The organism is Microbacterium horticulturae, from assembly GCF_029094505.1.
Lineage (GTDB): Bacteria > Actinomycetota > Actinomycetes > Actinomycetales > Microbacteriaceae > Microbacterium > Microbacterium horticulturae.
The window spans coordinates 3,280,536-3,307,235 of the sequence record NZ_CP119108.1 but is presented as its reverse complement, the minus strand read 5'-3'; the positions used below and the strand labels follow the sequence as shown (position 1 = coordinate 3,307,235).

Sequence of the window (26,700 nt, the reverse complement as noted above, 5' to 3'; positions counted from 1 at the left end):
TGCCTCCAGGCGATGCAACGGGCAGGGTGCTCCCAGGTGGCACGGGTACGGGCGTCATTCCGAGGTTCCTCTCGTCGATGAGATCGGAACCGATGCTCTCAGCTCTCCAATTGCCTAGATATGGGTACCGAAGACATGTTGGAACCCTCCTCCATGTCATCCGCGCACATGCCTCCCGTCGGCAAGGAAGTGCCGCGTTTACCACGCGACGAAGCGGCAGTAGCGATCGCGCTGCCGCGTGGGGTGGTCGCCCTCGGCGAGGGAAAGGGTGTCATGGTCTTCGCACCGGAGGCAGTGTGTACTATTGATAATTATTCTCAACAAGCCCGGGAGGAGCGGACGCATGTCGATGGCTGAAACACAGACCGCGGGGGAGCCGGCGATGACGGGCCGGGCGGCAACGAGTGGATCCCGGGAAGGCTTCTTCGACGCCGTGCGCAGCAGTCTCGCCGCCATCGTCGTGTTGAGTGTCATGGGGGCGGCGAGCAGCGTCATCCCGTTCATCGCGATCGTCGAGTTGTCGCGCGTATTGCTGTCCGCGATCGACGGTGCGCAGGTGGACGCCGCTCGTGTGTGGGCGATCGTGCTGGTGGCGCTGATCGCGATGGTCGTCAGCTTCGGCACGGCGTTCCTGTCCGGTGTCGTCGGGCACTTCGCCGATGCAGAGCTGCAGCACTCGCTGCGCTGGAGGATCATCCGCCATCTCCAGCGCCTGCCGCTGGGCTGGTTCGACCAGCGCAGCTCGGGGTCAGTGCGAAAGCTCGTGGAGAACGACGTCGTCGCGCTGCACCAACTGGTGGCGCATTCCATCCAGGACATGCTGACCGCGATCACGGTGCCGGTGATCAGCCTGATCTACCTGTTCGTCGTGGAGTGGCGGATGGCGCTGGCCGCCCTGGTGCCGCTGGTGCTGATCGTGCTGCTGTATCCGCTGATGATGCGGGGCGTCGGTGAGAAGTACGCACAGTACGACGCCGCCACTCATGCTCTCTCCGGCGCAACGGTCGAGTTCGTGCAGGGCATCGCGGTCGTGAAGCGGTTCGGACAGGTCGGGCGCAGCCACCGCCGCTACCGGGACGCGGCCGGCGAGTACGTGCGGTTCGTGGGGGAGTGGACGCGGGAGACCGCGGTCGTGTTCACGATCGTGGAACTGCTCGCCTCGCCTGTCGTCGTACTGGCCTGGCTGCTCGTGGCCGCTGTGTGGCTCCTGGCGAACGGTCGCGCCTTCCCGATCGACGTGCTGCCTGGGCTCCTCCTCGGGCTGGGGCTGACCGCGCCGCTGATGAAGCTCGGCGCTTCCGGGCAGTTCCTGCGCAACGCGACCAAGGCACAGCAGTCGCTCGCGGCGTTCTTCGCCCTGCCGCCGGTGCCGGCCCCGACGCAGCCGGCAACGCCGGCCGGACACGACCTCGTGGTGACCGACGCATCCTTCAGCTACGACGGCGAACACCGGGTGCTGCATGAGATCGCGGCGAGCTGTGCCCCCGGCACCGTCACCGCGCTGGTCGGCGCCTCGGGCTCGGGCAAGTCCACCCTCGCGAAGCTCGTTCCGCGGTTCTACGACGTCGACGCCGGCGCAGTCGACATCGGGGGCGCGGACGTGCGCCAGGTCCCTCCCGGCGAGCTGTACCGGCAGGTCGGGTTTGTTTTTCAAGACGTGCAGCTGCTGCGCGCGAGTCTGCGTGACAACATCCGCCTGACCCGCCCCGGCGCCTCTGACCAGGAGGTGGAGGCCGCCGCGCGTGCCGCGCAGATCCACGACCGCATCGTGCGCTTCGAGCGCGGTTACGACGCCGCGGTCGGCGAGGACGCGAACCTCTCCGGCGGGGAGGCCCAGCGGGTCACGATCGCCCGCGCGTTGCTGGGCGACGCGCCGATCCTCGTGCTGGATGAGGCGACGGCGTTCGCCGACCCGGACTCGGAGGCGGCGATCCAGCAGGCTCTCTCGACCCTCGCGGCCGACCGCACCGTCCTCGTGATCGCCCATCGGCTGCACACCATCGTCGGTGCCGACCAGATCCTCATGCTCGACGGCGGGCGGATCATCGAGCGCGGCACACATGGCGAGCTCGTCGCGAGCGAGGGACGGTTTGCCTCGCTGTGGGGCGACTACCAGGCCAACCATGCCCGTTCACTCCCGGAGGGAGCGCAGCGATGATCCGGCGAATGCTGCACTACTGTTCGCCTCGTGCCCGGCACCTGGTGATCGCGGAGCTGAGCGTCGTCGTGGTCGCCGCGCTCCTGCAGGGGTTCGCGTTCCTGCTGCTGGTCCCGCTGCTGCGTTCCCTGTTCCTCGGGAACCTCGACGCGGCATGGGGGTGGGTGATCGTCGTCGCCGGCGCCGCGGTCGGCTACGTCGTCGCGTCGTGGTTCGCGAGCCAGATCGGCATGAAGGCCTCCACCGCCGTGCTCGGCTCCCTGCTGGAGCGCCTCGGCGACAGCGTCGTCTCGCTGCCGGTGGCCTGGTACTCCACCGACCGCACAGGCCTCATCACGGGCCTTGCCACCCAGGGGGCGATGTTCGTCTCCACGATGCCCTACGCGATCCTGCGGCAGATCCTCGCCGGCTTCATCGCGCCCGCGACCGTGCTGGTCGGGATGTACGTCTTCGACTGGCGGCTCGCGCTGGCGATGACGGTGATGGTGCCAATCATCGCGCTCGGCTACCGCTGGCTAAGCCGTCGCATCGGCCGCGGCGACAAGGCGCACTCCGTCGCCGTGGCCGACGCGTCCAACCGCGTCGTCGAGTTCGCCCGCGCCCAGCCCGCGCTGCGCACCGCGGGGGAAGGCTCCATCGCGGACCGCCTCGTCGACCAGGCGCTCGAGCGTCAGCACCAGCAGTACCGGGGGCTGCTGGTCACCGGCGGCGCCGCGATCGCACTGTTCGCGGGCCTCGTGCAGCTCTCCATCACCGTGCTCCTGATCGTCGGCGCGTTTCTCGCCGTCGGCGGAGCAGTGGACATCGCGACACTGATCGCGCTGCTCGTGCTCGGGGTGCGGTTCAACGAGCCGATCGTCACCGCGGGCGACCTCGGCGGTGGCATCGCGGTGGCGCGCACCACGATCGACCGCCTGGATGAGCTCGCAGCGGTGGTCCGGCTGCCGGAGCCCGAGCAGCCGACCGAGCCGATGGATTTCGGCGTCGAGTTCCAGGGCGTCACCTTCGGTTACGGCGGCGAGCCGGTCCTGCAGGACCTCTCCTTCACCGCCCCGGCCGGTGGGATGACCGCGATCGTCGGCCCGTCCGGCTCCGGCAAGACCACGATCACCAAGCTCATCGCCCGCTTCTACGACCCCGAGGCCGGCACGGTGCTCATCGGCGGCATCCCGATTCCCCAGCTCGGCACCGCCCTCGTCGAACGCGCCGTGGCCCCCGTCTTCCAGGACGTCTACTTGTTCGACGACACGATCCTGAACAACGTCTGGATCGGCAACCCCGACCTTTCCCGGGACGAGGTCATCGCCGCCGCCACCCGGGCTCGCGTGGACGAGATCGTCGACCGACTTCCCGGCGGCTGGGATGCGCGCGTCGGCGAAGGCGGCTCCAACCTCTCCGGCGGCGAGCGGCAACGCGTCTCCATCGCCCGCGCCCTGCTCAAAGATGCTCCGATCGTTCTGCTGGATGAGGCCACGTCCGCGCTGGACATCGGCAACGAGATCTCGATCGGCGACGCCATCGACGCCGCTCGCGTGGGCCGCACGATGATCGTGGTCGCGCACCGGCTCCAGACGATCATGACCGCGGACCGGATCATCATGCTCGACGGTCACGGCGGCATCCGCGAATCCGGCACCCACGCCGAGTTGCTCGCCGCAGGCGGGCCCTACGCCCGCTACTGGCGCGAGCGTGTCGACGCCGCCGGCTGGCAGCTCGCTCCCCACGACTGAACCCGCACCCCCCTGAAGGGACCTCACCATGACCGATGAACCCGTGCCCGTCCGCACCGCCGCGTCGCCACCCGGCGCGCGGCGCGCGGAAGTCGAGCCTGCGCGGTTCTCGTTGCGGTTCTCCGCACGTGACCTGCTGAGCGTGGCGATCTTCGCGGTGATCTATTTCGTGATCGTGTTCGTTGTCGCGATGCTCGGCATAGTCAGCCCGCTCGTGATGCTGATCACCCTGCCGCTGAGCCCGATCGCGGCCGGCGTCCCGTACATGCTGTTCCTCACCCGTGTCCGCCACGCCGGCATGGTCACCCTCTTCGGCGTGGTCGTCGCCCTGATCTTCCTGATGATGGGTCACCCCTGGCAGAGCACTCTGATCACCATCGCCGCGTCGCTCGTCGCGGAGCTGGTCCTGGCGGCCGGAAGGTACGAGTCCAAGTGGGCGGCGATCTGGGCCTACACCGTGTTCTCGGTCTGGTTCATCGGACCCTGGGTGCCGTTCTTCCTCGACCGCGACGCCTACCTGCTCGCGGAGAGCAAGGGCACCATGGGCTCCGCCTACATGACCCAGTTCGCCGACACCGTCACCATCCCGGCGGTGCTGATCATGGTCGCCGCCTCCATCGTCTGCGGGTTCCTCGGCGCGCTGCTGGGCACCGCGACGCTGCGCAAGCACTTCCGCAAGGCGGGCCTCGCATGAGCACCGAAGCGCAAACCACCGCCCCGACGGACGCCGCTCTTCAGCGGCCGCGGTTCTCGCTGCGGTTCTCCGCCCGCGACCTGCTGCGGGTCGCGATCTTCGCGGTGATCTTCATCGTCGCGACCTACGTGATCGGGATGCTGGGTATCCTCTCCCCTCTGGTGTGGCTGGTCATCGTCTTGTTCCAGGCGATCGTCGGCGGGGTGACAGTGATACTGTTTCTCACCCGCGTCAAGCACGCCGGGATGCTGACCCTGTTCGGGATCGTGGTCGCCCTCTTCTACCTGCTCAGCGGCAACACGCTGCTCAGCACGGCCGGGATCATCGTCCTCGCCCTGATCGCCGAGCTCATCCTCTGGGCCGGCCGCTACCGGTCGAAGTGGGCGACGATCTGGGCGTACACGGTGTTCGGGCTGAGCTTCTTCACCCCGTTCCTGCCGCTTCTGACCGACCGGCAGGCCTACTTCGCGTCCTCGAGCTGGACGCAGATGGGCGACGACTACGTCCGCGCCTCCGACACGCTCCTGTCCACCCCCGTGATCGGGAGCCTGGCCGGCGGAACCCTCGTCGCATCGTTCCTCGGCGGGCTGCTCGGCTCGGCGATCCTGCGCAAGCACTTTGTCCGCGCCGGCCTCGCCTGAGGTCCAGACCCTGCCGGCGGTGTCGCTGCGCCGGCTGGGTCTGGACCCGCGCACCAAGATCGTCCTGGTCATCGCGTGCAGCATCGCCGTGATGAGCCCCGCCGGGAACCGGTTCGTCCCTTACGCGCTGCTGCTCGCCATCGGCCTCGCCGTGTGGGAGGGGGAGTGGCGTAGGGCTGCCGGGCTGCCGATGGTCGCCGCCGCGATGTGGATGCTTGGCTGGCTTCTGCCGGTGTGGTGGCCCAACCCCCTCACCGCGATCATCTCCATCGCCTGCGTCTACCTCATCCGGTTCCTCGTCGCGATCGGCGTCGGTGCGCACCTCATCGCCACCACCTCGTCCACGCAGCTGGCGGCGGCGTTCCGTACCTGGCGGATCCCGCGCCCGATCTCGGTCACCCTCGCCGTCATGCTGCGGTTCTTCCCCGTTGTGGGCACCGAGGCAGCCGCGGTCCTCGACGCGATGCGACTGCGCGGCCTGATCGGGGTCCGTGGCTTGATGCGCCACCCCGTGCTCAGTGTCGAGCGGTTCACGGTCCCGATGATCGCCGCGAGCCTGCGCGCCAGCGAAGACCTCTCCGCCTCCGCAATCCTGCGGGGACTCGGCTCGCACCGCATCCCGACCTCCATGAACGCGCCCCGCTTCGGCGCCCCCGACCTGGTCCTCGTCCTGCTGGTCGCAGCTCTCGCCGCGGCGGCCCTGCTCCTTCCCGCGCCGCTGACATGATCCGCCTCGACCACGTCAGCTGGACCTACCCCCACGCCGAGACCCCCAGCTTGCGCGACCTGGATCTGCGCATCCGCCCCGGCGAGTTCGTCATCCTCTGCGGGGCGAGCGGCTCTGGGAAGTCGACCGCCCTGCGGCTCATGAACGGACTCATCCCGCACTTCCATGACGACGGTGTCCTCACCGGAACCGTCACCGTCGACGGGATCGTCACCGCCGACGCGGAACTGGATGAGATCGGCCTGGTCACCGGGAGTGTCCTGCAGCACCCCCGCCGCCAGTTTTTCACCGACACCGCGCCGGAGGAGATCGGCTTCGCGATGGAGAACTTCGGTGTCGCGCCCGAACGGATCCGGCATCGGGTCGCCGAGCTCGTCGACACCCTCGCCGGGCACCTGCCGACCGGCCAGAGCCTGCAGGAGCTCTCCGGCGGCCAGCAGCAGCAGGTCGCGATCGCCGCCGCCCGCGCCCACGAACCCCGCATCCTGCTGCTGGACGAACCCAGCTCCAACCTCTCCACCGACGCCGTTCACCGCCTCACCGACACCCTCCGGACACTAAAGGACGAAGGCGTCACGATCGTCATCGCCGAGCACCGGCTGCGCTATCTCCAGGACCTCGTCGACCGGGTCCTCGTGATGCGCGACGGGACCATCGATGTCGAATGGACCGCCACCCAGTTCCGTGCCGTCCCTGACGAGGACCTCGCCCGCGAAGGCCTCCGCGGCATCGCGCGGTCCGTCCAGCTGCCGGAGATCCCGGCCGCCGGCGCCAGCGCCGCCCACCCGATCGCGTCCGAGCGAGTGCCGTCCGCCGCGCTCGAGCTCGCCGGGATCCGGTGTCGGTTCGGCGGCCGTCTCGTCCTCGACCTCGACCGCGTCGCCTTCGCCGCCGGGGAGGTGACCGCCATCCGCGGAGTCAACGGCGCCGGCAAATCCACGCTCGCCCGCATCATCACCGGCCTGCAGCGCAGCTCCGGCTTGGCCTGGCTGGACCAAAAGCGGCTGTCCCGTCGCGGCCGCCAACGGGCGAGCGCGATCGTCATGCAGGACGTGCAACGGCAGCTGTTCACCGAGAGCGTCGAGGCTGAGATCGAATTTGCCGACACCAATACCGAACAGGTTCCCGCCGGCGCAGAGGTACTCGCCGCGCTCGACCTCGCCCACCTCGCTGAACGTCACCCGCTGTCCCTGTCCGGTGGCCAGCAGCAACGTCTCGTCGTCGCTGCCGTGCGGGTGGCCGGGCGGCACATCGTAATCTTCGACGAACCCAGCTCCGGCGTCGACCGCCGCCACCTCCAGTCGATCTCCGAACAGATCCGCCAGGTCGCCGCCGATGGCGCCGTGGTCCTGCTCATCAGCCACGACGAGGACCTCCTCGCCATCGCGGCTGACCGCCAGCTCTCCCTCACTCTGCTGAGAACCGCTGCATTCAGCAACCGGCTCCCCACGCGTATGTGAGCCTCTTCGAAGGAGGCGCGCGACGGGACGTGCGACAACGTCGACGACTGGAACTCCCTGCTTTGCCACACAGTGGACGCGCATGCAGCCTTGCCTTCGCCGTGGTGAGCGCCCGCTCCCGCCACCGTCGCGCCCGGTGGGGCGCGACCGCGTCCCCGAGACTCAACGCCTGTTCCCGTCGCGCCCGACAGCTTTGCCACAACTACCTGCGATAGCGGGTCAGGTCGGAGCGCGCTCGTGCCTGGCGACTCCGCGCGCAAGCAGTGTGGATGGACAGACACCACTCCCCCCTCAACAGCCGATGACAAGGGAGGACACTGGATGAACGTCATCACCGTGACCGAGCGCGAACTGGTCGTGGGGCTCGAAGTCCGGCTCTAGGTCGAGCAGCCGGGAGTAGAACGCCCTGGCCGCCGCGGTCTCGCCGCTCGGCACGTGGACCTGGAGGGTGATCCTGCGGTCCGCGGTGCGGTCGGATGCCCGGTCAGGTCAGCGCCGTCTCACGCGGTGATGTTCGCGCTGTCGCCCCCGGTGGCCGCGAAGCTCGTGCCGGAGACCATCCGTGCGCCCTCGGAGGCCAGGAAGACCACGAGCGGGGCGACATCCTCCGGCTCGACCCAGGGCACCCCGAGCGGGAGCTTGCCCCGCTGCGCATCAGCCGCCGTCTTCTCGTCCTCCGCCACGTCGCCGGTGGGCTCGTGGCCGCCGGTGCGGATGATCTGCGCGTAGCGGTCCTCGTGACGGGTCAGGGGGGTGTTGATGAGCCCGGGAATCACTGCGTTGACGGTGATGCGGTGCTTGCCGAGTTCCAGAGCGGCGGATTTCATCAATCCGATCAGCCCCCACTTCGAGGCTGAGTACCCGGATCCGTCGAGGGTGCCGTGCTGGCCCTGTGTGGAGGAGGTGATGATGATCCGCCCGCTGCCGCGCTCGATGAGCAGCGGTGCAGCGGCCCGGAGGACGTTGGCGGTGCCGGTGAGGTTGATGTCGATCTGGTCGTCCCAGAGCTCGTCGCTGATGTCCAGGAACGAGGCGAAGCCCTGGATGCCGGCGTTGGCGAAGACCACGTCGATGCCGCCGAAATGGCCGACGATCTCATCGAAGCCCTGCTTCACCGCCGCGCGGTTACGTTGGTCGAAGACCACCGGCAGCCAGACAGCGCCGGCCTTCTGAACGAGCCTTCCCGTCTCGGCGAGGTCGGCCTCGGTCGCGGGCTCGTAGTCCATCACGGCGCTGGCCTGCGCGGCGATGTCCGCACCGGCGACGTCGTAACCGGCTTTGGCGAAGGCGACCGCTGTGGCGCGGCCGATGCCGCGGGCCGCGCCGGTGATGACTACGACCTTCTTGTTCTGGTTCTCGCTCATGACATTTCCCTTCTCGTTCTAGTCCATTGTCTGGTTCGTCATGAAGTCCGACTCCTGAGCGCCCGCGCCTCGCTGTGTCTGGCCGCTGCGAGCAATCCCGCACCGAGGCCCATGCACGCCCCGGCGACAAGGAGCGCTGAAGCGCCGGACGACCCCTTCATCAGCAGCGCACCGATTGCGGCGCCGGCTCCTCATGGACACGACCGATCCGGCGCGGCGCACCCATCTCTCATCGTGGCCGTTTGCGAACGGGGAGTCGAGGGCGAAGTTGACCAGGGCGGAGGTGATCACCACGGTGGTCACGCCGGAGATCCGCGCCCCGCGCAGCCACAGCCCGGGTGCCCATCGCAATCGCGCGTACCGCGGTCAAGCCGAGCAGCCACCCGCCGTGGAGCGATTCCAGCAGCAGCCAGACGATCCCCCAGCGCCGTACCAGGCCTGAGCGTCAGGTGCGTACTCGGCAGCCGCGTCGCATGCGTCCGTCCGCGCACGATGCGCCCTGCGACGACTGTCCCGGCGAGGAAGCCGGCCAGCGCGAGGGCGTTATTCAGCAGCGGCACCTCGCCGGAGCTGGTGAGCCCGAAGCCGACGAAAAGTACGTTGCTGGTCATGCTCCCGGTGAACACGTGGTCGAGCGCGAGGTAGCTGACCGCGTCCACGACCCCGGTCGCCACGGTCAGTGTGAACAGGCCCGCCAGGTGGGCGCGTCGGAGTCCCTCGGGTTCATCGTCTCAGTCGAAGAGCCGCAGGAACACGTTGGTCTGTCGTCGTGGCTGGCGCGGTAGTTCGCGAGGCCCGAAGAGTTGTGCAGTCCCCGCCGTACCGCAATCGCATCAGCGGGAGCTCATCGCTGTTGGCAAGTTCGGCTGACACGTACGCGAACGCACCGCGGAAGCGGGTCTCGATTCTGCGGATCTGCGACCGGTTCTCTCTGGGGCGTGCGGTGAGCCGTTGGGACAGGGACGTCTGAGCGGGCGCGACGCAGGAAGGGGATGTCGTAGTGAGCGGGTCTCCAGTTGTCTTGGATCGACCTGCCCAGCCACGACCAGTCACCGGTGTTGACGCGATACCCGGCGCGTATCCAGACTTCCGACTGACTGCCGGAGCAGCACGCGATGGCCCCTGGCCCGATCGGCCCGGGGAAGAGCAGTTTCCGGTGCTGTCGCCGCGGCGTAGAGCGATCATCCGAGTAACGTGTGACGCGCTCACCCGGAGGTACAAATGAGTCACACTCATTCCCACGCCCGCTCGCAAACTGTCCGCACTGCGGTCGCGCGTGTGCCGAGGAACGTCTTGTTGGTGGTCCTCTGCACCGTGGCGGTCGCCACGATGATCGGGCTCATCGCGCTGTGGCCGCACGGCGGCCGCGCGACCGTGTCATCCGACGCCGCACAGTTCGCGGCCAAGGGGACGACGTTCCCGAACGCCGAGATCGTGTCGATCACCCCGCAGTGCCCGGATCTGGGAGAACCATCCTCTTCCCAGCCCGATACGGAGACCTCCGCGTGCGAACTCGCAGAAGTCAGGATCCTCAGCGGTCGACGGGCGAACACGACGGCCACCGTAGAGCTCCAGGGACCGTTCGCCGGCGCGGGACTGCGGCCCGGGGACACCCTGGAGCTCATGGTCAGCCCGCCGGTGGCCGGCATCGACTCGTCGGATACCGGTGGCGTCGATCCGGAGGTCTCCGTCTTCGGGATCGTGCGCACCGCACCCCTTGCGCTCTGGGTGGGGTTGTTCGTTCTCGTCGTGGCGGCGGTGGGCTTGCTCCGCGGAGTGCTCGCGCTGGTCGGTCTCGCCTTCAGCGGTCTCATGATCGTCGCTTTCATCCTCCCCGCGCTTCTGGGCGGCGGCTCGGGGATGGCGGTCGCGCTGACAGGCGCCTCAGCGATCCTGTACGTCGTGCTCTACCTCGCCCACGGTCTCTCCCTGCGCACGAGCGCCGCTCTGGCCGGGACGCTCGCCGGAGTGCTGATCACAGCCCTGATCGCGCAATTGGCCGTCGGCACCAGCCGGCTCAGCGGAATCGGGGACGAGGAGGCGAGCTTCCTGGCAGGGATGACCTCACACATGAACTTCCAGGGACTGCTGACCTGCGCAATCATCATCGCCGGGCTCGGGGTGCTGAACGATGTCACGATCACTCAGAGTTCGTCCGTCTGGGAGTTGCGCGCGGCGGCTCCGCATCTGCCCCGCCGCCACATCTTCACCCGCGCGATGCGGATCGGTCGCGATCACATCGCGTCGACCATCTACACGATCGTCTTCGCCTACGCGGGCGCATCGTTGAGCGTGCTGCTCCTGCTGTACATCTACAACCGGCCGCTGCTCAGTCTGCTCAGCTACGAGGACATCGCGACCGAAATCATCCGCACCCTGTGCAGCGGCATTGGGCTCGTCCTAGCGGTGCCGATAACGACCGCGATCGCCGCACTGCTGCTTCCGGCCGACACCCCCCGGGAGAACCGAGAGGGCGAGCAGGACGCCCTTGCTGATGTGCCTCCGGAATCCACCTCCACCGCCGAGTGGCTGCGGGCGCTGAAGGCGCCCCCAGATGCAGCGGAAGAGGCACCCGCTTCTCCGACAACTGCGAGAGTTACGCCCTCATCCCCCGGGTGATGGTGCCAGCTGAGGCTCAAGCGTCGGCAGTGCATGCGCGACCAACCGAGGAGTACACCGGCGGCAGCGATGCGGGCCTCGACGACGACCTCCAACGGCGATGCGTCAGACGCTCGGCACGCAGATCCATGTACGCATCCCCTGTCTCCTTCGCCAGCCGTGCCAGCGCGTTGGCCAGGTGCACTGCGCCGGCCTTGTGTGCCGCGTCATCGTCGGCGATGAGTTCGATCAGCAGCGCGGTCGCGCCGCGTAGCCGTCGAGTGGCAGCGTTGCGTGGCAGGCACGCGATATTCAGGTCGGCAAGGCGCTGTGCGAGGTGGTGGTGCTGCCTCAGGTGCGCCTTCTCATGCGCGACGACAGCGTGCAACTGTGCTGGGGTGAGCAAGGAGACAAGGCTCGTGGTGACCACGACGATGCCACGAGCGCAGGGGATGCTGCATGCGAAGACCTCGTCGGATCGACAGACCCTGAGCTCCGTGCGCGTATCCAGCAGCCGCGCGGTGTGTGGCAGCGCGAGCACGGCGCCGCGGTTTCGCCTGGACGCGTCCGCGACATCGTCGCCCCCGGCGACGACGAGCGTGCCAGCGCCGCCGACCGCAGCCAGCGCCGCCCACCCCGCGACACTGATGACGACGGCGAATTGTCCGGCACCGGCGGTGACCGTGAGGGTGGCCACCACAGCGGCGACGACAGCCGCGGCAGCTGAGAGCAGGCCGCAGAGGAAGGCGATGTGCCACAGGCTCAGAGCCAGACGTGGACGGCGAACCTGCCATCGCCCGAGGGTGAGCACGCGCGGGCTGAACCAGGCCGTGCCAATCGCGAAGAAGAGGAGAAGAACGGCCACGATCACGGCTTGCGCTCTCGCTTGCCGGGTCGCAGTGCCGCCCGCAGCAGCTCCGCGTCGCCCTGGTCGAGGTCTCCGGCGAACTTGAGGAGAACGGCGCGACGGTCTTCGTTCTGCTCGAGCGCCAGCAGCATGGCGGCGCTCGCGCTCTCCGCCTCGCTCTGCGCTGCCGCGAAGCGGACTCTCCGTGGCGACTGCTGGAGACGCACCACGTGTCCCTTCTCGTACAGGCGGTCCAGCGCCGTCAACACGGTCGTTCCGGCCGGGGTGTCTCCTTCGAGCCGTTCACGCACCTCGTTCGCGCTCAACGGGGCGTCGCTGCGGCGCAGAACAGCGAGGACCGCCGCTTCGAGCTCGCCGCGTTGCCGCGTTCGGACCCCGGCCATGTGAACCTCCCGTCGATGATTCTACAAGTTGTGGAGTACTGTGTCCTCGACCGCTTAGACTACAAGTCGTAGAGCTATGCGGGAAGGATGAGTGCATGAACAAGACCGCGGCGACCCGTGCCGCCGCCGCGACACCCGACTCCAGCGAATTGCCTGCCTACGAACGCGCCACCATCTCTCGCAATCGTACGGTCGTCATCGCCGTTGCCGCTGTAGCAACCGTCATCGCCGTCGCCGCGCCCGCGCTGACCACGATTCTGCTGGGTGCGGAGCCCTACACGAAGCTCTTCCGCGACTATCCGGGCGCGGTCACCGCCGTGACCGCGACGGTCCTGCGCACAGCGACGGATCTGGCCGGCTGGATCACGGTCGGCTCGCTCGTCGTACTGATGTTCCTGCTCGGGCGGCCCGGCCGGGGGCGGCTGGATGTGGATACCGAGCCGGAATGGCGTATTGCCCGGATCTCGGCGCTGTGCTGGATGATCTTGTCCTTCCTGATGATCGGGGTGGACGCCGCCGACGCCAATGGCGCCCCGCTGTCGCGCTTGCTGGTCCCTGGTGGGTTGAGCTATCTCGTCCAGGCCACCTACCTGCCCGGCGCCTGGATCGTCGTGTTTCTGCTGGCGACCGTCACCACTCTGGCTGTCCAGTTCGCGCAACGCTGGGCCGGGTTGCTGGCACCGCTCGTGATGTCGGCCGTCGCCATGCTGGCACCTGTCGTGGTCGGGCAGGTTCTCGTCGGGCCGGGGCACGACTACGGTTCGGATGCCGCAACCGTGCAGACGATCGCGGCGGCAGCGCTGTTCGCGCCGGTGGCACTGCTGGCGGCGAGAGTGTCCGCCGGGCGGCTCTTGCGACCCGTGACGCTGCGGCGCACGTGGCTGCTGGCGGCGGGATGCTGGGTGCTCGTGGTGCTGTGCGACATCGTCGACGCGGCCTTCCGACTCGCCGGCCCGGGAACGGGCAACCCTACGTGGGTCCTCGTCGGGCTGCGCGGGGTGGTCCTCGTGGCCGGCGGCGGCGTGCTGTTCAGCCTGTGGTGGCGCCGACGGCAGCTCACCGACCGCGTGCTGTGTCTGGCCCTGGGTGCCGGAGTGGTCATCGCCGCCGCTTACGCGGGTGCGAGCGCGGCGATGCTGCGTGTGCCGCCGCCGGTCTATTTCACTCCGACGAGCGTCGAGCAGCTGTTCTTCGGCTATGACCTGCCGAGCGCGCCCACGATGGCGACGCTCACGGTCGATTGGCGGCCGAATCTGCTGTTCCTCGCGATCGCAGTGGCTGCGGTGGGCGTTTACCTTGCCGCGGTCATCCGGCTGCGCCGCCGCGGCGATGACTGGCCTCTCGGGCGCACAGCATCGTGGATCGTCGGCTGGGCGATCGTCGTGGTAGCGACGAGTTCGGGAGTCGGCAAGTACGCCGGAGCGAGTTTCGCCGTGCACATGGCTGACCACATGACGCTGAACATGCTCGCTCCGGTGTTTCTCGTGCTCGGCGGCGTGATCACCCTGCTGCTGCGCGCCACCGCACCGACGAGGAGGACTGAGCCCGCAGGAGTGCATGAATGGCTCACGGTTGCCTTGCAGTGGGACGGAATGCGACTCGTGTTCCATCCGCTACGCGTGTTCATCGCGTACATCGCGACCTACTACGTGCTGTATTTCACGCCGCTGTTCGAGACGTTCATCCGCTACCACTGGGCGCATCGGCTCATGGACGTGGAGTTCCTGCTGGTCGGTTACCTCTTCTTCGCGCTCATCATCGGCGTGGATCGGCCCCCGCGGCCCCTCCCGCCGATCGGCAAGCTGGGCTTCGCACTGGCGGCGATGCCGTTCCACGCGTTCTTCGGCGTGATCCTGATGACCGCCAGTACGCCGGTCGCCGACAACTTCTATCGCACCGTTGCATCGGCGTGGATGGGGGACCTGATGGCGACGCAGTACGTTGGCGGCGGTATCGCGTGGGCCGGCGGTGAGATCCCGCTGTTGATCGTGGTCATCGCCCTCGGCATCCAGTGGGCGCGGCAGGACCAGCGCGAGGCGCGCCGCAAGGACCGGCACCTGGACACCGGTCTGGACGACGACTTCGACGCATACAACAGGATGCTGCAGGAACTCGAGACGCGATCGCACAGGCAGGCGACCCCGGCCCTGCTGGATCAGGAGGAATCACGATGAGCACATCTCTCGTCACCGCGGAGCCGACAGCGGCTCCGGTCGTCGAGCTGTCGGTCGGCGGGATGACCTGTGCCTCCTGTGCGGGCCGCGTCGAGCGTGCCCTGAACCGGCTCGACGGGGTGTCGGCGTCGGTGAATTACGCCACCGAACGGGCGTTGGTGTCCGGCCTTGCCCCCGAGCGCGCCGACGCTGCGGTTGCGGCGGTGCGCAAGGCCGGGTACGACGCGGCCGTGCGCGTCGACGGGGACGACGAATGGTCGCGCCGCGCGGCGCTCGAGCGCATCGGATCGTTGCGGCGACGTCTGCTGCTGGCCGCGCTGCTCGCGTTTCCGCTGATGGATCTCACTCTGGTGCTCGCCCTCGTGCCTCGGCTGCGGTTTCCGGGATGGGAACTGCTGTGCGTCGCGCTGGCGATACCTGTCGTCGTGTGGGCGGCGTGGCCGTTCCACCGGGCGACGCTGCGCAACCTCCGCCACGGCTCGGTGACGATGGACACGCTCGTTTCGCTCGGCATCGCCGTCTCGTTCGGCTGGGCGGTGGCGACACTGTTCTTCGGCGAGGATGCCGGCGGTTACTGGATCGGCTACGGTATGACCCCGGCGGGTGCCAGCTCGATCTACCTCGACGTGGCCGCGGGCATGACCACGTTCCAGCTGGCCGGACGCTACTTCGAGACCCGCTCGCGGCGACGGGCCGGGGACGTCCTCGATGGCTTGGCTCGGCTCGCCCCCGACCGCGCGCGCGTGGTCCGAGACGGCGTCGAGACCGTCGTTCCCACCGCCACCGTGCGCGTGGGAGAGCTGGTCGTGGTGCGCGCCGGCGAGACAGTGCCGGTCGACGGGACGGTCGTCGACGGGCGCGCGGGGGTGGACACCAGTTCGCTGACCGGAGAGCCCCTCCCGCGTGACACCGGCCCCGGAGACGACATCGTCACGGGCACCATCAGTCGGGACGGGCGCGTCGTCGTGCGCTCGACGGCCGTCGGCGCACACACGCGACTGGCGCAGCTGACGGCCATGGCCGAGCAGGCGCAGAGTTCGAAGGCGCGGGTGCAAGCCCTGGTCGACCGGATCGTGCGGTGGTTCGTGCCGGCCGTCATCGCGGCGGCGATCGTCGTGACCGCCGCGTGGCTTGTCGGCGGCGCCTCGGTCGGCCATGCCATCGGCGTCGGCATCGCCGTGCTGATCATCGCGTGCCCCTGCGCTCTGGGGTTGGCCACGCCGACCGCGCTCATGGTCGGCGTCGGGCGCGGCGCGCAGCTGGGCATCCTCATCAAAGGGCAGGCGGCGCTGGAGGCCTCCGGGCGCATCGACACCATCGTGCTCGACAAGACCGGGACCGTGACGCTCAGCACGCCCCGCGTGACCGGCGTCGAGGTGGCGCCCGGGGAAGATCGTGTTGCCGTGCTGCGGCTCGCGGCCGCGATCGAAGCCGGTTCCGAGCATCCCATCGCCGCCGCTATCACGACCGCCGCCGCAGGCCGGGTCACCGACCTGCCCGAGGTGCGCGACTACCGGACGCTGCCGGGCCGCGGTGCAGCAGGCCTGGTCGACGGTCGCGCGGTGAGCGTCGGCAGTGCAGGGCTGCTCGACGACCTGTGCATCACCGTGCCCGCCTGGGCGACGGACACGGTCGAGACCGCGGAACATGACGGGCGCACCGTCGTCTTCCTCGTTCGCGACGACGAGGTGATCGCCCTCTTCTGCATCGCAGACGATGTGCACCCGAGCGCGAAGGACGCGCTGGTCCGCCTGACGCGGATGGGACTGCACCCGGTTCTCCTCACCGGCGACAGCACGGCCGCGGCACGGCGCGTGGCCGGCGAGCTCGGCATCGACGACGTGCGCGCCGAGGTGCTCCCGGACGAGAAGGCCGACGTCATCGCCGCACTGCGCGGTCAGGGGCACCGGGTGGCAATGGTCGGCGACGGCATCAACGACGCGGCGGCACTGGGAACCGCCGATCTGGGAATGGCGATCGCCACCGGAACCGACATCGCGATCCGCTCCGCCGACATCATCCTCGTTCGCGACGACCTGACCGTCATCGCCGACGCCCTCGCCCTCGCGCAGCGCACACTGCGCACCATCCACGGAAACCTGGGCTGGGCGTTCGCGTACAACGTCGCAGCAATCCCGATCGCAGCCGCGGGATTGCTCAACCCGCTCATCTCCGCGGCCGCGATGTCGCTGTCGTCGGTACTGGTGGTGTGGAACAGTCTCCGGCTGCGCAGCGCCCGCCTGCACCGATAGTGCGAGGAGCAGCATCCAATTGTCTCTACGTGTTGTAGAGTTAACGCATGGTTTCCGACCCGACTCTCGCCTGGGCGCTCACCGTGTACTTCACGGCGACCGGTGTCTGTTCGGTCGCCGGGCTGATCTCCTCTCGGCGAGCCGTCGACCGTGGCTCGTATCTCGCGCATCTGCTGATGAGCGTGTCCATGGCGATCATGCCGTGGACGTGGTCGATGGCCGTTCCCACGGTGCTTCAGGTCGTCGTGTTCACCCTGGCCGCGCTCTGGTTCGTCGCGCTGATGGTGTTCCCTGCGCACGGCGGTGCGGGTTCCGGCCACCACGGCCCCCTCGCCCTCGGCTACCACGCTGCGATGATGATCTCGATGGCGTGGATGAGCGCCCTCATGACGATCACGATGCCGGGCGGCACGGCAGACCATTCACACGAAGCCGGTGAGATGCCGGGCATGGCGATGCCAGGCATGGCGATGCCGAACATGACCACGCCCGTTGCCGGCACTGCCGGGCAGCAGCCGGTGTGGGCGGTCGTCATCACCTTCGGATTCGTCGCGATGTTCCTCGCCGCGACCGTCTGCTTCCTCGTCACCCTCGTCCGCGGCGCGGGGCCCACGGTCGGCGCCCCGCTTCCACCCGTGATCCAGGCGCTGTCGAGCCTGGTCATGGCAGTCGGCATGGGAGCGTCCTTCCTCCTCATGTCCTGAACCCACGAAAGGAAATCACGCCATGACAGCATCCACTCCCCGACGCAGGCGCGGCGGCATCCTCGGCGGCATGCTGGCCGCCGCCGCCCTCATCGTCGCCGTCGCCGCTCCGGCATCCGCGCATGTGCGGGTCGACGGAGACGCCACCGCCGGCGGCTATGCGGTGCTCACCTTCCGTGTGCCCACCGAGTCGGAGACCGCCTCGACCACTCAGCTGAAAGTGACCTTCCCCGAGGACACGCCGATCACCTCCGTGTCCACCCAGCCGAAGGCGGGGTGGACCGCTCACGTGTCCACCGCGGACCTGGCCACTCCCGAGAAGGATGCACACGGCAACGAGCTCACCGCCTACGTCACCTCCGTGACCTGGACGGCGACCGGTACCGGCATCAAGCCCGGCGAGTTCGACACATTCGCCGTCTCTGTCGGCCCCATCCCCGACGTCGATGTACTCACCTTCCCCGCCGCGCAGACCTACAGTGACGGCACCGTCGTGAAGTGGGACGAAAGAGCGCAGGGCGACGCCGAGCCGGCTCATCCCGCTCCGACCCTCACCGTGGCACCCGCCGCGACCACCGAGACCGCCGCGGCCGACCCGACTCCCGCCGCGAACGGCGGCTCGAGCATCGGGCTGGGCGTGACCGGGATCGTCACCGGCGCGCTCGGTCTCGTCCTCGCCGTCATCGCTCTGGTGCGCAGCGGCCGCCGAAAGGATCCGGACGCGCCGTGATCGCCGCGACGACGCGGCGTCGGGTGAGCCGGGCGGGCTCGCACCGCGCCCGACTCGTCGCCGTCGTCGTCGCGCTGTTCGTGCTGTGGCAGCTTCTGGCGGGAGCGATGCCGGCATCGGCCCATGCCGTGCTGGTCACGTCCGACCCGTTGGACGGCGCCCGCCTCACCACGGCGCCGACCCAGGTGACCTTCACGTTCGACGAGACAGTGCAGTTGCCGGCCGACGGCACCACGGCTGTGGCAGACGACGGCACCGACGTCGCCCGCGGCAGCGGCCGGCTCGCCGCAGACGGGCGCACGGTGCTGGTGCCGATCGCGCCCGGTCTGCCCGACGGTGCGTATACCGTCGGCTACCGCGTGGTCTCCGCCGACGGGCACATCGTCGGCGGAGCCGTCCGCTTCGGTGTGAATGCCGATCCAGATGCCGCGCCGGCACCCGTCGAGGCATCCGGTGCCGATCCGCTCCAGGTGGTCTCGGGCGCCGCGCAGGGCGCTGTCTACCTCGGCATCATCCTCGCGATCGGAACGACTGCGGCGGCGTTGGCGATCTGGCCGGAGACGGTGCGTCGTCGTCGCGCCCGGGCCGCACGCTGGCTCGGATGGGCGCTGCTGGTCGGGGGAACTCTCGTTCGGCTGCTGCTGGCAGGCCCAGTCGCGACCGGAAGCGGCTGGGCGGGTGTCGTACGCATGGACGGCATCCGCACGACGCTCGCCGAACCGACCAGCCTCGCCGAACTCGTCCGCCTCATCGTGCTGCTCACGACGATCAGCATCGTCGTGCGTCCTGAACGCCAGGGACGCCTCACGCGACTGATCACCGCCGGAACGGCCCTTGCGGTGCTGGCCACCGTTGCCGTCGACGGTCATGCCGCCAGCGGTTCGGATGCATGGCTCGCCGTGCCGGTGACAGTGCTGCACCTGGCGGCGATGGCGTTCTGGGCGGGGGGACTCCTCATTCTCGTGACCCTCCTGGTCGGCCGGCTTGAGGCCACACCACGCGAGCTGGCTCGCCTGCATCGGTGGTCGATCGCAGCCTTCGCCAGCGTCGGCACGCTGCTGGCGACCGGCGAGTACATGGCGTGGCGACAGCTCGTGCCGCTGGCGTCGATCAGCGACACCGCATATGGGCGCACGCTGCTGGTCAAGCTTGCGCTGGTGACCATCGCCCTGGGTGCCGCCGTGGCCTCACATCGTCGGCTGCTACGGCACGCGCTCAGGCCGAGTCGACGCCGTGTGCGCGCGAGCGTCGCGATCGAGGCATCCCTCACCATCGCTGTCATCGCGGTGACGACGCTCCTCGTCGCGCTGCCGCCGGCACGCACCTCGTATGGCCCAGCCACGACGATCACTGCACCCGCCGGCGACGACATCGCGCAGATCACCATCGGCTCCACGCACACCGGAGTGCAGCACCTGACCATCGCACTGCGGGACCCCGACGGGAAGCCAGTACCCGCTCGCTCGGTCACCGGCACCATCAGCGCCGACACGCTCACGGGCATCACCCTGAAACTCAAACACGACGACGACACCACGTGGACTGGAGACGTGATCGCTCCCGTCAGCGGAGTGTGGACCATACAACTGTCCGTCGACCTCGGCGGTGCCGGAACATACGCGACAGCCGCCAGCTATCGAGTCTGGGGATGACAGTGAGCCGTCTGTAAGTCTCGTAGTGGCTGGCCTGGCGTCGGCTGGCAGGGTTGGTGTTGGTGCTCGGCTTGGTTGTAACTCGTGAATCGTCTGGCCCTTCTGCTTTCGAGCAGGGTGCCTTTCCTGGGATCTGTCCGGCCCGGTGGGTGCCGGCGCCGACCCTATCCACTTCGATGGCTTGATCAGAAGCTTGCCCGACCGTTAGCGGCGGTCGTGGCCCATTACAGGCCTGCCTCGAAGTGACCTTCCCGGGTCGACGCCAGCAGTGACGTCAACCCCGTGGAAAGGATCACAGTCACCATGACCATCGTTGCGAACGCATTCACGTAGGTCATCGGCGCGGATACGCATGCGAAGACGCCCACGCTCGCCGTCGTCGAGGCTCACACTGGCGCGAGGATCGACACCCGGGTGTTCTCGACGACACCAGCGGGACTGTCCCGAGCAGTCGCCTGGATCGGGCGTCGAACGGGTGGCTTGGCGGATGTGCTCATCGCCGTCGAGGGGATCGGGTCCTATGCTGCGGGGCTTGCCCGTTGCTGCCAGGACGCTGGCTTCCGGGTCGTGGAGTCGTTCCCCGACGCCAGCGCGGGAGCGGCGTGGCCGGCGCAAGAGCGACGAGATCGACGCAGAGCTCAACGCCCGCTCCGTCCTCAGCGTCGATACTGAGCAGCTCCGTGATCCGCGTCAGGACAAGAGAGTCCGCGCCGCGCTGCGGGTGCTGATCAGCGCTCGCGACCTCGTCAACCTCGAACGGACAAGGTCCATCAACGCCCTAATGGCGTTGTTGCGCACGGTCGATCTGGGAGTCGATGCCCGGACCTCCCTGACCAAGAACCAGTTCGCCGTCATCGGTGCGTGGCGGGCACGGCGGGAAGATCTGGAAGGCGACAGCCCGCCGTGAAGCGATCCGGTTAGCCAAGCGGGTGATTGCTTGCGACGAGGACCTCACCGGCGATCGGGACGAGATCACCGCATTGGTTGCGGCCAGCGATGGTTCCGCTCTGCTCGATGAGGCTGGCATCGGTGCTATCAACGTTGCCGTGATCATCGCGGCGTGGTCGCACCCCGGACGGGTCCGTTCCGAAGCCGCGTTCGCTGTGCTCGCCGGAGTGAGCCCCGTGCCCGCCTCCAGCGGGAACACCACCCGGCACAGGCTCAATCGCGGTGGCGACAGGCGCCTCAATCGCGCACTGTCATCGATCGTCCCGACACGGATCTCCCGCCATGCACCGACTCGCGCTTACGTCGAGCGGCGACGCGCCGAGGGCCGCACGGCGAAGGAAGTCCGCAGATCACTCAAGCGCCACCTCGCCCGACACCTCTACCGTCGCCTGACCCACGAAGACGGACTTGACAGGACATAGAAGCATCCCAGGTTCTCGGTCGCTTGTATGCGGGGAGCGGCTCTCGGGTAAGCCAGCCTGAGAAACCTAACTAGCGGTCCCATCTCTCTTGAGAATCCACACCGATTGCCCGCCCGGCGACCGGGAGAACTGGGGGCAGGGCACGATCTTTCGGACACCGCGCATAGAGGTGTCGATGCTGCGCACCTATCGCGGCACTGACGAAAGGTATTTTCCATGTCACTTGCACTGTTGTTCAGCACTGAACTGTCTACGACTGTCGACGGGGAGCGTCCTTGGTATCGCTTCACTGGAGACCGCGACGCACGCATTCTTGACGACGGGACCATGGTGCTCGGCATTGAAGATGGGGACCACACCGAAGAAGCCTCGGAAGTTGTCATGCAGTGGGCTGAGGCGAATGGGTTCTCGCTCGAGGGTATCTCGCCGAGGCTGGCGCTGACCGGCCTGCTCTGGACGACCATCATGCTCGCTGTTCAGGACGCTCCCGACTACGAGGACATCTGCGATGCCATGCGCGAGCGCAAGGGACCCGGGCCAGTGCCGGTCCCTGACTTCCGTCTCGCTATCGGCTCGGCGTTCGTCGCGGCCCGTCTCCTCGAAATCTTCGACCGTCCGCGCACCGACGAGGAGAACAAGGCCGCGTTCGACCGACGCACCGGCGGGCGATACGCATAAGTGACGCGGGCCTAGGCCTGGGGCTGCCCGTGTTACGGGCAGCCGCGTCGGCTCGGCCGAAGGAAGCATCGGAGCGGGAGGACACGGTTGAGAGGCGCATCCGCTGGTGCCCACTTCTAGCGCCGAACCAGATCCGGCCGTTCATGAAAGAATAATGTCGGCGCGTCTCCTTGCCGGGCGGGTGACTCGCACATGACTGGCGACTTCTGGGTGCGACAGGGAGCGAGCCGCTCGGCACACTTGACACCCCCATCCGCGCCGTGCGGTTTCTCGCATACCCCACTCGATCTCAGGGTATGGCGCGTCAAGGGGGTCAAGGGATATGAGTTGTGGCTCATCAGTGGCACCTATTTCGCGTCGCTGCTCCGGGTCGCATAGGCGAGAACCCGGCGTATCTCTTTGCCTCGGTCATCGTCGAGCCTGATCGTGGCGAGTGCGGCTCTTTGCCTGTAGAACCAGTGCGCGAGTGCTGATTCGCGGCCCTCATCCCCGCCTATTCGGGGAAGCCGGCCAAACGTGTCGACGAATTTCTTGAGTTCTTCTGCCCGTTGCTCCCAAGCATCATGACGGGGGTCCTCACTCCAGCCCGGAAGCTTCTCCAACGCTTCCCGCTTCTCGGCAGTAAGCCGAGTTGCACGCCGCTGCCGGGCGGCCCAGGCGACGACGGCCCGCGGGAATCCGTCGCTGAGCCTTGGCAAGCGCCCAAGCGTTTGGGCGGCCGCGGCGACTTGCCCATAGCGGGTCCACCAATCCGGCCGTGCGGGCTGGGGCATGTTCGGTGCGCATGTGTTCACGGAGGAGTCCATGCGCGGTCCTCGCAGGAAACTGTGACACCACCGAGCGGCGGGGTGCTTGCACTTGATCCGACACGAGCGCGACCGGCTCGGTAGCGTGACCAAGCGCGCGGTCAGCGGACGTTCGCGGCGGCGACGTCAGCACCGCGCTGGCGAGCGGCAGAGGCGGAAGGCAGGGGACAGGTCTTGAGGATCATCGTCGTTGCAGGGCAGAAGGGTGGCATTGGGCGAACGACGGTGACTTTGAACCTGGCGGCCATTGCCGGCAGGTATCAGCGGGTCATGGTGGTTGATGCCGACGCGCGGATGCAGGCACAGAGTTGGATGAGCGCCGTTGATGGCGAGACCGAATATGAGCTGCCTTGCGACTACACCGCGTCGGTAGACCCAGGAGCCCTCCGGCAACTCCGCAGATTGGAGGAAAGCTACGACTTGCTCTTCGTCGACACAAGCGCAGACACGGAGATCAACCCGGCTCTGGAGGCTGTGTTGGATGTGGCGGACCTTGCGATCGTGCCTTTCATTTCCGGCGCCGTGAATGTGGCTCCGCTGCGCCGAACGGTCGACGAGTATCTCCGCCCACGGGGACTATCATTTCGAATCTTGTTGAACATGATCGATGGCAGGAGCCGTTCCCAGGGCGCGAATCTCCGGCGGGTAGTGGAGAACGACTTGAACTCCCCGCTGTTCAGCAGCCACGTTCGTCTATCCCCAGGGCTTGCTTGGGGAATCGATAGAGCAGGGAGCCTGAGACCGCCTATTCCAGGCGACATCTCTGCGGCGACAGACTTCTTGCCGGTGGCGCTGGAGCTCCTGCACGTGTTGGAACGAGGTCGCCGGCATCCGTAGTGGCTGCTCTCGCGGCCTGGTAGTTGCCGAGGCTGACGGAGGGGATGCCGGCATGATGGTTGTGTGGTTGAGCTCGCCTTTCATCCCCTCGCCAATATTTACCCGTTGATGGCTGCGGATGAGCTTGCCGAGCTCGCCGAGTCGATCAGTCGTAATGGTTTGCGTGAGCCGGTGGTCTTGCATGCAGATGGGACGGTGCTTGATGGTCGAAACCGCCTGTTGGCATGTCGCGTTGCACGTGTGTCGCCGCGATTTGTGTCCTTCACTGGAACGGATCGGGAGGCGCTCGAGTTTGTGGTCGACACCAATTCGACACGCCGTCACCTCACGCAGAGCCAGCGTGCCCTCATAGCTGCACGGCTCGTTGGATTCCGGCATGGCGGCGACCGTACCGCGGCCAGCTCGTCGCAGAAGCCGCTCACGCATCATGACGCTGCCGAACGGCTCGGCATCAGCGAGAGGACTGTGCGCGACGGCAAGCTCGTCCTCGACCATGCTCCCGCGGATCTGGTTGACGAGGTGGAGAAGGGGCTGCTGGCGGTGCGGGCGGCAGCGGAGATCATTCGCGCCGCGGGCAAGGACCGGGCACTTGTGGCCGAGTATCACCGGCTCCGTCGCGCCAGCGGCAGCGAGGAGTGGTACACACCACCGCACATCCTGCGGCTCGTGGAGGAACTGCTCGGACACATTGACCTTGACCCGGCGTCCAACATGGGGGATCCGTGGGTGACCGCTGGTCGTCATTTCACCCGTGTCGATGATGGGCTCAGCCAGGCGTGGGAAGGAAGAGTGTTCCTCAACCCGCCGTGGAACAGTCAAGGCTCGCCAGGGAAATGGGTCGCCAAACTCGCGCAGGAATATGAGCAGGGAGCGGTGACGGAGGCCGTGTGCTTGCTGCCCGCTCGCGTGAACACCGCTTGGATCGACCGATTGGCGCCCTACCCGCGGGTGTTCGTGCGAGGGAGGTTGCGGTTCACTGACGCGGCGGGGGAGGCGCCTTTTCCCGTGGTGCTTGTCTACCTAGGGCCGAACGTGAGTGGGTTCACGGAGATCTTCAGCAGCGTGGGCCGCGTGTACGGGTTGCTCGTCCCCGGCGCGGCACAGCTGCACTCCCCGTCTCGAGTCGCCGCCGCCCATGAGTGAGCAGGGGCGGCGGCGGTCGATGGGCTTGGCGGGAGGCGGTTAGACGACGACGAAGAGTCCGCTCTCCGTCAGGAGTTCGTCCATCTCGATGACGAACTGTTCGAGGTCGGTGCGAGCTGCCAGGTCTCCCAGGACCTTGGCGAGCCGCAACTTCTCTCCGCGCATCAGCGACTCGGCGATGGCGACACGAAGCTCATCTTCCGTGAGCGCGATGTCGACGGTACGCCCGCCGGGCAGAAGAACATCCGTGCAGAGCCTGACCGCATCGTCGGGTGACCGGAAGCTCTCGAGAAGAGCGTATTCGTACAGCCAGTCGTCAAGTTCTGGGACTAGGTAGACTCGCTCACCCCCAAACGATGTCCCAGTGGGGAGGGGCGGCAGAGCCCCGGGAATGTTCCGCAATCCATGTTCGACCTCCGAAGCCGTGAGGAAGAGGGGCAGTGTGAGCTGGCTTTCTTTCGTGTCCATGGAGCCCCTATGCGCGTGGTCCCTGAGATTCGACATCGACGCAGTCTGGCGTGGCGAAACGTGGATGAAACGATGAGCGGGACTGCGGGAACTCGAGGGAGACACGCCACATCGCGCCGCGATGGTGGGACTCTCCGCCCCATCTCGGACGGACGCATCTACCCGTCGGCATCGACTTGAGGTGCCGCATTTCGACAACGGGTCGTTGTCGAAATGCGGGGTGATGGGCGATCGTACCGCCCAAGCCCTCCGGGGCTCTGGTGAGTCGGGGCGGGGAAAGCGGCGACGGCAAGATCGTGTGGTGCTCGAGGTAGTCTTTGCGGGTGGACGATCTGGACATCGCCGCACAACCTCGGTGCCCCCTCGACGGCGTGCTGATGCGGGACGACGATGCGGGCTGGCACTGCCCCGCATGCGGTCTTGTTGTGCGACATGACGAGACGATGACCCGTCCAGCCGATGCCGACGACATCCCCGGGATCCATGGCGGCTGACAGCCAGTCAGGTCTGCTCGCGAACACCAGGACAGGCGGGAGACGGTCGGCGCTCAGCGGAAGCCGACCGTCTCGGGCCATCGTTATGGGGTATGCGGTGCGGGGAGCGCGGCTGCCTGTTCGGCACGCGCCGTAAGCAGGTCGGCCTGCGCGGCGCGGAAATCCTCACGTGAGCGCGCGGCGCGGGCCTGGATGTATTGCATGTCGCGCTCCCATCCGTACTCGTCGAGGGAATTGAGTACGAGGTCGCCGTCGAAGTCGACGTATGGCGATCCGAGGAGTGCGAGGGCGTTGTCGATGTGCTCGAACCCGCGAAGATCAAGCTCAGCGCCGTAGAAGCCGCAGGCCTCGCGAATTACGAGATGGTCGCGCATGGGGGATAGCTCGTAGTTGACGATATCGGCATCAGCCGGCATCGAAGCGTCAATCAGCTCGACGAGGGCGGACTTGACGCGCTGTTCGGCCAGTGTCGTCCGACGACGACACTCTCCCAGGCTCCCTTCTAGACGAGCGATGTTCAGCCTCACTTCGGGGTTGGTGTGCACTGTGCGGCCAAAGCGACCGTCGCGAAGCCGCCCGGCTTCACGACGAGCGGCAGCGTCATTCGTGCGGGAAAGGTGCATGATGGTTGGTTTCCTTTCGGTCATGGTGTTCATGTACGCGGCGTGCCCTGAAAGTCGTGGCGCGAATGACCGCGCGGCGCAATACACGCGGTGAGCTCACCGACGCGGTGGCCCTTCCGTCGGCCCTTGTAAAAACGAGATGGCGG

23 protein-coding genes and 1 pseudogene are annotated in these 26,700 nt (G+C 67.7%); 18 read left to right on the top strand and 6 right to left on the bottom strand.

What is annotated here, in order from left to right:
* Positions 1-120 precede the first annotated feature (120 nt).
* From PU630_RS15700 to PU630_RS15670, 7 genes are read left to right on the top strand one after another with little or no spacing between them, the layout of a single operon-like run.
* Entirely contained in the window at positions 121-357 is a 237-nt protein-coding gene (locus tag PU630_RS15700; RefSeq protein ID WP_275277997.1) for a hypothetical protein, read from the top strand.
* Positions 350-2,158: an ABC transporter ATP-binding protein gene (locus tag PU630_RS15695; protein ID WP_275277996.1), complete on the top strand. Its 1,809-nt coding sequence runs from the start codon at positions 350-352 to the stop codon at positions 2,156-2,158. The genes PU630_RS15700 and PU630_RS15695 overlap by 8 nt, the downstream gene beginning before the upstream one ends.
* Positions 2,155-3,888 (top strand): ABC transporter ATP-binding protein, encoded by a 1,734-nt coding sequence (locus PU630_RS15690; RefSeq protein WP_275277995.1) that lies wholly within the window; start codon positions 2,155-2,157, stop codon positions 3,886-3,888. Before PU630_RS15695 ends, PU630_RS15690 begins: the two co-directional genes overlap by 4 nt.
* A gap of 28 nt (positions 3,889-3,916) precedes the next feature.
* Positions 3,917-4,582: an MptD family putative ECF transporter S component gene (locus tag PU630_RS15685; protein WP_275277994.1), complete on the top strand. Its 666-nt coding sequence runs from the start codon at positions 3,917-3,919 to the stop codon at positions 4,580-4,582.
* A complete protein-coding gene (locus PU630_RS15680; protein WP_275277993.1) occupies positions 4,579-5,223 on the top strand; it encodes an MptD family putative ECF transporter S component in 645 nt (214 codons plus the stop codon). The genes PU630_RS15685 and PU630_RS15680 overlap by 4 nt, the downstream gene beginning before the upstream one ends.
* A 19-nt stretch (positions 5,224-5,242) precedes the next feature.
* Positions 5,243-5,950 (top strand): energy-coupling factor transporter transmembrane component T, encoded by a 708-nt coding sequence (locus tag PU630_RS15675; RefSeq protein WP_275277992.1) that lies wholly within the window; start codon positions 5,243-5,245, stop codon positions 5,948-5,950.
* The gene (locus PU630_RS15670) at positions 5,947-7,410 is read left to right on the top strand and encodes an ATP-binding cassette domain-containing protein (RefSeq protein ID WP_275277991.1); all 1,464 of its coding nucleotides are present in this window, start codon (positions 5,947-5,949) and stop codon (positions 7,408-7,410) included. The genes PU630_RS15675 and PU630_RS15670 overlap by 4 nt, the downstream gene beginning before the upstream one ends.
* 500 nt (positions 7,411-7,910) lie before the next feature.
* Here PU630_RS15670 and PU630_RS15665 read toward each other — a convergent pair whose 3' ends face one another.
* Both PU630_RS15665 and PU630_RS15660 read right to left on the bottom strand, forming a co-directional pair.
* Positions 7,911-8,774, bottom strand: a complete 864-nt coding sequence (locus tag PU630_RS15665; protein ID WP_275277990.1) for an SDR family NAD(P)-dependent oxidoreductase — start codon at positions 8,772-8,774, stop codon at positions 7,911-7,913.
* Positions 8,775-9,073: 299 nt separating this feature from the next.
* A complete protein-coding gene (locus tag PU630_RS15660; protein WP_275277989.1) occupies positions 9,074-9,448 on the bottom strand; it encodes a YoaK family protein in 375 nt (124 codons plus the stop codon).
* Positions 9,449-10,073: 625 nt separating this feature from the next.
* On the opposite strand from PU630_RS15660, the gene PU630_RS15655 reads away from it, so the two are divergent.
* On the top strand, positions 10,074-11,393 hold the full coding sequence (locus PU630_RS15655) for a YibE/F family protein (RefSeq protein ID WP_275277988.1): 1,320 nt from the start codon (positions 10,074-10,076) through the stop codon (positions 11,391-11,393).
* Positions 11,394-11,409: 16 nt separating this feature from the next.
* Here the strand turns inward: PU630_RS15655 and PU630_RS15650 are convergent, their stop codons facing one another.
* Together PU630_RS15650 and PU630_RS15645 are read right to left on the bottom strand one after the other, a co-directional pair.
* The gene (locus PU630_RS15650; protein ID WP_275277987.1) at positions 11,410-12,237 is read right to left on the bottom strand and encodes a M56 family metallopeptidase; all 828 of its coding nucleotides are present in this window, start codon (positions 12,235-12,237) and stop codon (positions 11,410-11,412) included.
* A 2-nt stretch (positions 12,238-12,239) separates the two neighbouring features.
* On the bottom strand, positions 12,240-12,623 hold the full coding sequence (locus PU630_RS15645) for a BlaI/MecI/CopY family transcriptional regulator (RefSeq protein WP_275277986.1): 384 nt from the start codon (positions 12,621-12,623) through the stop codon (positions 12,240-12,242).
* Positions 12,624-12,718: 95 nt separating this feature from the next.
* Here PU630_RS15645 and PU630_RS15640 point away from each other — a divergent pair, with 95 nt between their 5' ends.
* The 9 genes and pseudogenes from PU630_RS15640 to PU630_RS15600 all read left to right on the top strand — a co-directional run bounded on the left by PU630_RS15640 (position 12,719) and on the right by PU630_RS15600 (position 24,969).
* The gene (locus PU630_RS15640) at positions 12,719-14,797 is read left to right on the top strand and encodes a cytochrome c oxidase assembly protein (RefSeq protein ID WP_275277985.1); all 2,079 of its coding nucleotides are present in this window, start codon (positions 12,719-12,721) and stop codon (positions 14,795-14,797) included.
* A complete protein-coding gene (locus PU630_RS15635; protein WP_275277984.1) occupies positions 14,794-17,049 on the top strand; it encodes a heavy metal translocating P-type ATPase in 2,256 nt (751 codons plus the stop codon). Before PU630_RS15640 ends, PU630_RS15635 begins: the two co-directional genes overlap by 4 nt.
* 47 nt (positions 17,050-17,096) lie before the next feature.
* Positions 17,097-17,753: a DUF5134 domain-containing protein gene (locus tag PU630_RS15630; RefSeq protein ID WP_275277983.1), complete on the top strand. Its 657-nt coding sequence runs from the start codon at positions 17,097-17,099 to the stop codon at positions 17,751-17,753.
* Positions 17,754-17,775: 22 nt separating this feature from the next.
* Positions 17,776-18,483 (top strand): YcnI family protein, encoded by a 708-nt coding sequence (locus PU630_RS15625; protein WP_275277982.1) that lies wholly within the window; start codon positions 17,776-17,778, stop codon positions 18,481-18,483.
* Positions 18,480-20,135, top strand: coding sequence for a copper resistance CopC/CopD family protein (locus PU630_RS15620; RefSeq protein WP_275277981.1), 1,656 nt, complete (start codon positions 18,480-18,482; stop codon positions 20,133-20,135). Before PU630_RS15625 ends, PU630_RS15620 begins: the two co-directional genes overlap by 4 nt.
* Positions 20,136-20,471: 336 nt before the next feature.
* A pseudogene (locus PU630_RS15615) lies at positions 20,472-21,505 on the top strand (IS110 family RNA-guided transposase).
* Between the two features lie 216 nt (positions 21,506-21,721).
* On the top strand, positions 21,722-22,183 hold the full coding sequence (locus tag PU630_RS15610; RefSeq protein WP_275277980.1) for a hypothetical protein: 462 nt from the start codon (positions 21,722-21,724) through the stop codon (positions 22,181-22,183).
* A gap of 980 nt (positions 22,184-23,163) precedes the next feature.
* A complete protein-coding gene (locus tag PU630_RS15605) occupies positions 23,164-23,826 on the top strand; it encodes a ParA family protein (RefSeq protein WP_275277979.1) in 663 nt (220 codons plus the stop codon).
* Between the two features lie 63 nt (positions 23,827-23,889).
* On the top strand, positions 23,890-24,969 hold the full coding sequence (locus tag PU630_RS15600) for a DNA N-6-adenine-methyltransferase (protein ID WP_275277978.1): 1,080 nt from the start codon (positions 23,890-23,892) through the stop codon (positions 24,967-24,969).
* Positions 24,970-25,008: 39 nt separating this feature from the next.
* On the opposite strand, the gene PU630_RS15595 is transcribed toward PU630_RS15600, so the two are convergent.
* Positions 25,009-25,473 (bottom strand): hypothetical protein, encoded by a 465-nt coding sequence (locus PU630_RS15595; protein ID WP_275277977.1) that lies wholly within the window; start codon positions 25,471-25,473, stop codon positions 25,009-25,011.
* 287 nt (positions 25,474-25,760) lie between these two features.
* Between PU630_RS15595 and PU630_RS15590 the strand changes: the two genes are divergently transcribed.
* Positions 25,761-25,931 carry a hypothetical protein gene (locus tag PU630_RS15590; protein ID WP_275277976.1) on the top strand — a complete coding sequence of 57 codons (171 nt, stop codon included), beginning with the start codon at positions 25,761-25,763 and terminating at the stop codon, positions 25,929-25,931.
* 83 nt (positions 25,932-26,014) lie between these two features.
* Here PU630_RS15590 and PU630_RS15585 read toward each other — a convergent pair whose 3' ends face one another.
* Positions 26,015-26,587 (bottom strand): hypothetical protein, encoded by a 573-nt coding sequence (locus PU630_RS15585; protein WP_275277975.1) that lies wholly within the window; start codon positions 26,585-26,587, stop codon positions 26,015-26,017.
* Between the last annotated feature and the right edge of the window lie 113 nt (positions 26,588-26,700).